At 47.1% G+C, this 7,419-nt stretch carries 8 protein-coding genes and 1 tRNA gene; 6 read left to right on the top strand and 3 right to left on the bottom strand.

Annotated features, from left to right (window positions below; genetic code table 11):
- Positions 1 to 216 precede the first annotated feature (216 nt).
- Complete coding sequence (locus tag CLV60_RS11060; RefSeq protein ID WP_106595417.1) at positions 217 to 1,200, bottom strand: Gfo/Idh/MocA family protein; 984 nt, start codon at positions 1,198 to 1,200, stop codon at positions 217 to 219.
- 100 nt (positions 1,201 to 1,300) lie between these two features.
- Between CLV60_RS11060 and CLV60_RS11065 the strand changes: the two genes are divergently transcribed.
- The 4 genes from CLV60_RS11065 to CLV60_RS11080 all read left to right on the top strand — a co-directional run bounded on the left by CLV60_RS11065 (position 1,301) and on the right by CLV60_RS11080 (position 4,075).
- Positions 1,301 to 1,522: a VF530 family protein gene (locus tag CLV60_RS11065; RefSeq protein ID WP_106595418.1), complete on the top strand. Its 222-nt coding sequence runs from the start codon at positions 1,301 to 1,303 to the stop codon at positions 1,520 to 1,522.
- 45 nt (positions 1,523 to 1,567) lie between these two features.
- Positions 1,568 to 2,443, top strand: coding sequence for a DnaJ C-terminal domain-containing protein (locus CLV60_RS11070; RefSeq protein WP_106595419.1), 876 nt, complete (start codon positions 1,568 to 1,570; stop codon positions 2,441 to 2,443).
- A 7-nt stretch (positions 2,444 to 2,450) separates the two neighbouring features.
- Entirely contained in the window at positions 2,451 to 2,750 is a 300-nt protein-coding gene (locus CLV60_RS11075; protein WP_106595420.1) for a chaperone modulator CbpM, read from the top strand.
- An 89-nt stretch (positions 2,751 to 2,839) separates the two neighbouring features.
- A complete protein-coding gene (locus CLV60_RS11080) occupies positions 2,840 to 4,075 on the top strand; it encodes a DEAD/DEAH box helicase (protein ID WP_106595477.1) in 1,236 nt (411 codons plus the stop codon).
- A gap of 61 nt (positions 4,076 to 4,136) precedes the next feature.
- Here the strand turns inward: CLV60_RS11080 and CLV60_RS11085 are convergent, their stop codons facing one another.
- Together CLV60_RS11085 and CLV60_RS11090 are read right to left on the bottom strand one after the other, a co-directional pair.
- Positions 4,137 to 4,589 (bottom strand): CHRD domain-containing protein, encoded by a 453-nt coding sequence (locus CLV60_RS11085; protein ID WP_170118759.1) that lies wholly within the window; start codon positions 4,587 to 4,589, stop codon positions 4,137 to 4,139.
- 90 nt (positions 4,590 to 4,679) lie between these two features.
- Complete coding sequence (locus tag CLV60_RS11090) at positions 4,680 to 5,414, bottom strand: SH3 domain-containing protein (RefSeq protein WP_106595422.1); 735 nt, start codon at positions 5,412 to 5,414, stop codon at positions 4,680 to 4,682.
- A gap of 99 nt (positions 5,415 to 5,513) precedes the next feature.
- On the opposite strand from CLV60_RS11090, the gene CLV60_RS11095 reads away from it, so the two are divergent.
- Together CLV60_RS11095 and CLV60_RS11100 are read left to right on the top strand one after the other, a co-directional pair.
- Positions 5,514 to 5,586, top strand: a tRNA-Lys gene (locus CLV60_RS11095).
- Between the two features lie 226 nt (positions 5,587 to 5,812).
- Positions 5,813 to 7,126, top strand: coding sequence for a site-specific integrase (locus CLV60_RS11100; protein WP_106595423.1), 1,314 nt, complete (start codon positions 5,813 to 5,815; stop codon positions 7,124 to 7,126).
- Positions 7,127 to 7,419 lie beyond the last annotated feature (293 nt).

The raw sequence follows: 7,419 nt of genomic DNA on the forward strand, positions 1-7,419 counted from the left end.
CATTCGGGAAGGAGGTTCGGGAAAGATCAGTAGTCTTTCTTGCCATCCTTTTTTGCCTTTTTGTCAGCTCTTTTTTCTTTCAGGGATTTAGTAGCTTCCTTTTTGGTGCTCCCTTTGTCCAGGTTTTTTCCTTTGGCCATGACTGTTGAATTTGAGTACTAAGAAATTTTTTAAATAACAGCAATATCGCGTGCATTTGTATTCTACACCCTAAAATTATTGCTTTTGGGTAATCCGGTCCATGATCAGGTTTGCCCGCGCGCCCGTATCGCCATTGCTCGGGCTCTTGCCTTCGCCGCGTAGTTCTGTCACGATGGATTCGATGAGCGGCTGCTGCACGTGCTGAGGATAAGGAATGTGAAATACCTCGATGCCTTCCGAAGTTTCGACGTGAATGTCGAATTTTTCGAAAAATGAAAAAGTAATACGGCCTTTGGAGCCAATAATCTGCGTTTCGTCCTCGCGCTGGTCTTTGTCGACCGTGTAGCACCAGCTTCCCTTACCCAACACACCCGATTCGAATTCAAAATTGGCGACCACAATATCGTCGGCCTCGTACAGGCCTGCCTGGTTGCGCGCAATGCCCGAGGCGTGGCGGATAGGCCCGAAAATAAATTCCAGGAGGTCGAACTGGTGGGAAGCCAGGTCGTGGAAATGCCCGCCGCCCGAAATTTCCGGTTTGACGCGCCAGCGCGGCTTTGCATTCGGTCCGACTTCTTCGTCATATGGCTGCCATTGGAGACAGATATCGATGAAGCGGACATCTCCGATCACCTTTTTGTCGATCAATTCTTTTACTTTCAGGAAGTAATCCAGTGCGCGCCGGTAGTAGGCTACGAACACCGGTACGCCGGTACGCTTGCTTTCGGCATTAATGCGGTCACATTCGGCGGCGTTCCTTGCCATGGGCTTCTCGATGTAAACGGGTTTCCCGGCTTGCATCGCCTTGAAAGCCAGGCTTTCGTGGGCATCGGGCGGCGTGGCGATGTAGATCGCATTGATATCGGGGTCGTTGATGAGCGCTTCGGCATCGTCGTACCATTTGGGTACGCCGTGGCGTTCGGCATAATCTTGCGCGAGTGCGCCATCGCGCCGCATAACCGCCACGAGCGTGGAGTTGGGTACCTTATTGAATGCGGGCCCGCTTTTGACTTCGGTCACATTGCCGCAACCGATAATACCCCATTTTATCTGATCCATCGGACAGGTTTTAGGTTTTGAACTAATCAACCTGCATAATAATTATTTAAGAACAGAAATCTACTTTAAAAAATAAGGCAACATTTTTCAAACGGTACGCATGGAATCACAACCGAATAACCCGCTGCACGGTAAAACACTCGAAGCAATTTTGAATGAACTCGTAGATTATTACGGGTGGGAGCAAATGGGTTATCACGTCAATATCAACAGCTTTCAACACGATCCCAGCGTGAAATCGAGCCTTAAATTTCTGAGAAAAACTCCCTGGGCGCGAAAGAAGGTGGAAGATTTGTACATTAAAATGCAGGAACGAAAATAGGGACTGTTTTATAAACCATTATTCACTTCAACAGATTGAATATTTATGGCTTTTGTAGATTATTATCAGATACTCGGAATTGACAAAAATGCTGACGATAAGGCTATCAAGAATGCTTACAGAAAACTGGCGAGGAAATACCATCCCGATCTGAACCCAAACGACAAAGAAGCACAGAAGAAGTTTCAGGAGCTCAATGAAGCGAATGAGGTGCTGAGCGACCCGGAAAAGCGGAAGAAGTACGACAAGTACGGCAAAGATTGGCAGCACAGCGAGGAATTCGAGCGCGCACAGCAAGCACGCAGGCAGGCGGGAGGGCAGGAGGGCCAGTGGTATGGCGGTAGCAATGAAGGCTTTTCCGACTTCTTCGAATCCATGTTTGGTTCGGGTTTCGGAGGTAGCCGGCAGGCGCGCTTCCGTGGGCAGGATTATCAGGCTGAAATCCATCTGGGCCTGCGCGATGCCTATGAAACACATAAACAAACTTTGACAGTAAACGGAAAGAATATCCGCATTACCGTGCCGGCAGGTGTTGAAAACGGGCAAACCATCAAAATTGCAGGCCATGGCGGGCCAGGAAGCAACGGCGGGCCTAATGGCGATTTGTACATTACCTTTTCAGTGGGAGCCGACGATAAATTCAGAAGATCGGGCAATGACCTGCATTTGAAAGTAGAGCTGGATCTTTATACCGCTGTGTTGGGCGGTGAGCTGGTGGTGGAGACATTGAGCGGAAAAGTGAAGTTGCCCGTGAAACCTGAAACGCAGAACGGCAGCGTGGTTCGTCTGAAAGGCAAGGGATTTCCGGTTTACAAACAGGACGGCCAGTTCGGCGATCTTTACGTGACTTTCGATGTAAAAATCCCGACTAACCTGACCGACCGCCAGAAGGAATTGTTTACGGAATTGTCTAAATCCTGAGAACGATATGGAAAATGATCAGTTGATTGCCGTTGAGGTATTCTGCTCGCATTACGACGTTGAATACACATTTGTAGAGTCATTGCAGGAGCACGACCTGATCGAAACAGTGATCGTCGGCAATGTGCGCTTTTTGCAGATCCCGCAGCTGAATCGTATCGAGCGAATTATCCGCCTGCATCACGAGCTCGACATTAATCTGGAAGGGATCGAGGCCATTCAGGGCCTGCTGAGCCGTATCGAACTTCTGGATAGGGAGGTTGCCTCGCTTCGGAACCGGCTACGGTTTTATGAGCCCGGCTTGTAATACCTCATGCATTGCCGGATAACCGGTTATCTTTGCACTCCCATTAAAACGAAGGGCAGGCCGGCGCCGGTCTGCCCCATTATTTGCTTATGAAATTTGAAGATTACCCCATTGCCGCGGAGATCAAGCGGAGCCTGGAAGCGGCCGGGTTCAAAAAGCCTACCGATATTCAGTTTAAAGCCATTCCGGCGGTAATGAAAGGGGAGGACGTGCTGGCGATCGCGCAGACGGGTACCGGCAAGACAGCGGCTTTTGCGATTCCGGTAGTGGACAAGCTGCATAAACAAAAGGCGTCCAGCCGTTCCGAGGGGATCAAATGTGTGGTTATGGTGCCGACTCGGGAGCTGGCCATTCAGATCGCCGAGGTGTTTTCGAGCATTTCGCGCTATACCAAAGTAAAAACATTCAGTGTATTCGGTGGAGTGGAGCAGGGGCCTCAGATCGCGAAACTGGAAAAGGGTATCGATATTCTCGTTTCGACTCCCGGCCGGATGTTCGACCTCGTGAGTCAGGGCTATATTAAGCTCGACCGCGTGGATACGCTCATTCTCGACGAAGCTGACCATATGCTCGATCTTGGATTTATCAAGGATATCCAGGACCTGATCCGGCATTTACCTAAAAGAAGGCAAACGCTTTTTTTCTCGGCGACCATTGATGAAAAGATTAAGAAATTAGCCTATTCGCTGGTCAGGAATGCGATACGTATTCAGATTTCGCCTAAAAACCCTGTTGCTAAGAATATCGACCATTCCGTTGCTTTTGTAGCCATGGACGACAAGCGGTTTTTTCTGGAACGCGTCATTCGGCAGAATGCCGAGAAAAAAATCCTCGTGTTCGTGCGCACGAAGGTGCGGGCCGAGCGGGTGTACAAGGCGCTCGAACGGATGGAAATCAAAAGCCTGACGATTCACGGGGATAAAGAGCAGGCCGACCGCCTTACAGCTATGAACGAGTTTAAGAAAGGCAATGTAAAAGTGCTGATTGCGACGGACGTGAGCGCGCGCGGGATCGATATTCCGAGTGTAGATTACGTGATCAACTATGATTTACCCGAGCAACCCGAAAATTACGTTCACCGTGTAGGCCGTACCGGTCGGGGGATGCAGAAGGGTATCGCAGTGTCTTTTTGCAGCGAGGAGGAAAAGCCCGTACTCGACCAGATACAGCAGTATCTCGACAAGCCCATCGCCGTAGTGAAACTCACCGCCGAGGATTACGCCGAAACGCTTGAATTCACCGCTGATACCACCGACGACCTTGGAGCGCTGATGCGGGAGATTGAGGAGTTCGAGTCGAGACAGAAGAGAAAAGGTAAAAAGTAAGGCATTAAAAAAGGCTTTCAGGATCGCTCCCGAAAGCCTTTTTTGATATGTGTGCGAGTACTTATTCCTCGAATTTGTCAGCAATAATTTGTCCGCGGATCTCTCCGTAAGGATACAACTCGGTAGGGATATTGATATACATCATACCGAGGATAAGCTGTGTTTGCTGCTCGGTGTTAGGGACTTTATAAGTACCGCTTACCTGGCCGGCAGGCTTGTCGGACAACGTCTGGATGATACCACCGCGCTCCCATGACGGATTTGCCGCGTTAAGCGTAACCGAAGTAGGGGTGATGTTCTGGAAATTGATGTTGTATTTAAGTTCCATGGTGTTCTTGTTATATTCAAAAACGCCGGTACCCTGTGCGGAAGAGGTAGCTTTTGGAACGGTTGGGCTACTATTAATGACAGCCGAGAACTTGACAATGTCATCTTTGTGAGGCCCTTCCTCTTTACAGGAAGTGACAAATCCTAACATCAAAACTCCTGCGATCAATAGTAAAAAACGATTCATTGGCTTTTTCATACAGCGTTAATTAAAAAATTTGACTCCTAAATATACATACAAACTCATATGTTGCAAAAATGATACCAGTGGGGTTTGTCAAATATTCCACAGATCGCTTTTACGAATATAGACGATGCGGTTGTTCCAAATGACCCTATCCCAATGGTCCACGGACCCGATAATTGTCAGTTTATGGCCCTTTCCGACTCTGTCCACCACACCCGCAGCCGATGAAGGCTCGTCGCGCAGGAAGGTATTTTCATTCACAATAATACACGTTTGATAAAGGGAAGGCACATTTAGTATTCCCAGCAGCGCGAGCAGATAAACGATGATAGAAACCTTGTGAATCTGCAAAATTGGCTCCTTCCTACGTGTCTTTGTAACCATTATGACAACTATATAGGTGCCCAAAGTTAGGAGCAATATTGGAATGTAATCACCATATTTTCGATAAAATATTATGAAATAGTTGTAATCGTCGAATTCATAGCCACTTAGATTTTGCTCTTTGGCGAGCTTGTCCATTTTTTCAAAAAGATGCCTTGAAGGCTGCACGAGGGCCAATTTGCTGAGAAAAAAAAGACAGTCGGTATAGTTGTTGGTCTTTTCCGCCAGAAAAGCGAGCTTCAAAAGCAGCGCCTGGCTATTTTTTTCAGTCAGGCTGAAATTTTTTTTGTAGAGCGTCTGGGCCTCCGCATACCTGGCGATAGCGAACAGAGAATCAGCCGTTTTGAGCTCCTTTCGGTTGACACAAAAAGCCGTATCCGGCATCAAAAAAGCCAGAAACAAAAACGAAAAAAACAGTTTTTTCTTGTAGGGTACTTGCATTATACTTTAAAGAATTCTACTTTTGCATCGCAATTAAGGAAAACGCCACGGCTAATCCAAGAAAGTAAAACCTCGAAAGTTGCAAAACAAGTAGAAAACGATTCCGTAGCTCAGCTGGTAGAGCAATACACTTTTAATGTATGGGTCCTGGGTTCGAATCCCAGCGGGATCACTTAAAGCGCCTCAAAAGGCGCTTTTTTCGTTTAAAAACGTCATTTTTTCACTGTTTTCGAAGATAAGCATATCATTCTGATTCATTCCAGATCAAAGCATTCGGTAACCTATTCGGTAACCTGCCTTGCTTACTAAATTAGGTTACCGAATGGACATGTTTGACAGAGGCGATTTTGACCAAGGTTTCTCAAACATCAATGTTTTTCTAACCTTAAACTGTGAGGATGATGAATTTCAAACAGAACATGACTGTACTCTTCTGGCTGTACAGACAAAAAGCGAAAGCAGACGGCAAAGCTCCTATCTATGCCAGAATCACAATCGACGGTAGGTATACCGAAATTTCTACAGGTAAGAAAGTAAATCCTGCATCCTGGGACTTGGGTACCAAACAAGTTACCGGCTCAGGATTGGAAGTAAAGCTTGCTAATCAGAGACTAGCTCAGTTGCAAACAGACGTCGAACGGATCTTCAACGGCCTTCAGACTCAGTTCCCTGAGGTGACCCCGGCAATGGTCAAAAACGTTTACCTGGGCAAACCTGCGATCGAGCAACCTAAGCTAGCTAAGCCTGCTGCCAAGAACGAGCAAACCGTGCTGGAAGTCTTCGACGAGTTCATTGCAAAATTCGAGAAGCGAGTGGAACGAAAGAATGCTTCGTTTGAGACCTTGAAACACTGGCGCAGCACCAAGAAGAAGGTCGCTGGTTTCATCAAATATCACTTCGATCGCGAGGACATTTACTTTTCCTCTCTTGGTGACACCTTCGCGGATGACCTCTATGATTATTTAACGCTATACGTTGCGAAACCACTAGCTGAGGTAACAGCGCGTAAAGAGGTGAAGTGGGTGCGTCAAATCGTCAAAATCGGGGTTAAAAAGAAGTATATCTCTTCCAACCCGATGGAAGGCTTCAAGTGCTCTGGCGGCGACGTAGAAGTAATCCCGCTAGAATTTTGGCAAGTCGAGAAAATCCAGCAAAAACAATTTAGCGTGGACCGAATTTCTGAGGTGCGCGACGCCTTTATTTTTCAATGCTTTACCGGCTTTGCATATCAGGATATCTACGACCTCAGTCCAGAAAACGTCGTCCTGGTCGGGCCTAGGAAAGAACGCTGGCTTGTCAAGCATAGAGGAAAAACAGAAGTCGGTGAAATGGTGCCCATTCTGCCGATAGTCGATCAACTGATATCCAAATACCAAGATCATCCTTACTGCCTTGCAAATCGCAAGCTGATTCCGGTAAATAGTAACTACCGCTACAACGTGTATTTGAAGGACATCGCTCAACTGTGTGAAATACGGGATATTAGCGGCGGAATCAGAAGGCTCGATACGCACGATGCACGCCATTTCTTTGCAGATATGATGCTTAACAACGGCGTTCCATTGGAAGATGTGAGCAAAATGCTCGGCCACCGAACCATCAGAACAACGATGCGGTACTGCCGAGTTAGAAAATCGAGGATAAGTGATAATGTGGCCAAAGTCAGGGACAAGCTGTTCTCGAAGTCTGGTTTGTTAAGACGGGCGTCCTAAATCATTCATGATTACTGGTCAACTCAACTCCGATTTGGCTACAAAAGCTCCTCAGCGAAAGCCGAGGGGCTTTTTCATTTCAATTCTTGAAAAACTGAATTAAGCTTGCTCACAAGGTAGACAAAGCATTTTTAGTTTGATGCCCGTGCGGGTATTAAACGGAAATTTTCACAAAACCTTCAAAAAAAGAAATTATACTGGGTATTTCGGAGAAGTTGACCACCTGATTCCGTGGCAAATTGACCACCTAATTGTCTGGCGGCCGGTGGCAGAAAAAAGCTGCAGAAGCAGTT

Source organism: Dyadobacter jiangsuensis, assembly GCF_003014695.1.
GTDB lineage: Bacteria > Bacteroidota > Bacteroidia > Cytophagales > Spirosomataceae > Dyadobacter > Dyadobacter jiangsuensis.

Bases quoted from the DNA above. Each gene is read 5' to 3' on its own strand.
- CLV60_RS11060 (WP_106595417.1), bottom strand. From the start codon at position 1,200: ATGGATCAGATAAAATGGGGTATTATCGGTTGCGGCAATGTGACCGAA.
- CLV60_RS11070 (WP_106595419.1), top strand. From the start codon at position 1,568: ATGGCTTTTGTAGATTATTATCAGATACTCGGAATTGACAAAAATGCT.
- CLV60_RS11100 (WP_106595423.1), top strand. From the start codon at position 5,813: ATGATGAATTTCAAACAGAACATGACTGTACTCTTCTGGCTGTACAGA.
- CLV60_RS11085 (WP_170118759.1), bottom strand. From the start codon at position 4,589: ATGAATCGTTTTTTACTATTGATCGCAGGAGTTTTGATGTTAGGATTT.
- CLV60_RS11080 (WP_106595477.1), top strand. From the start codon at position 2,840: ATGAAATTTGAAGATTACCCCATTGCCGCGGAGATCAAGCGGAGCCTG.
- CLV60_RS11065 (WP_106595418.1), top strand. From the start codon at position 1,301: ATGGAATCACAACCGAATAACCCGCTGCACGGTAAAACACTCGAAGCA.
- CLV60_RS11075 (WP_106595420.1), top strand. From the start codon at position 2,451: ATGGAAAATGATCAGTTGATTGCCGTTGAGGTATTCTGCTCGCATTAC.
- CLV60_RS11090 (WP_106595422.1), bottom strand. From the start codon at position 5,414: ATGCAAGTACCCTACAAGAAAAAACTGTTTTTTTCGTTTTTGTTTCTG.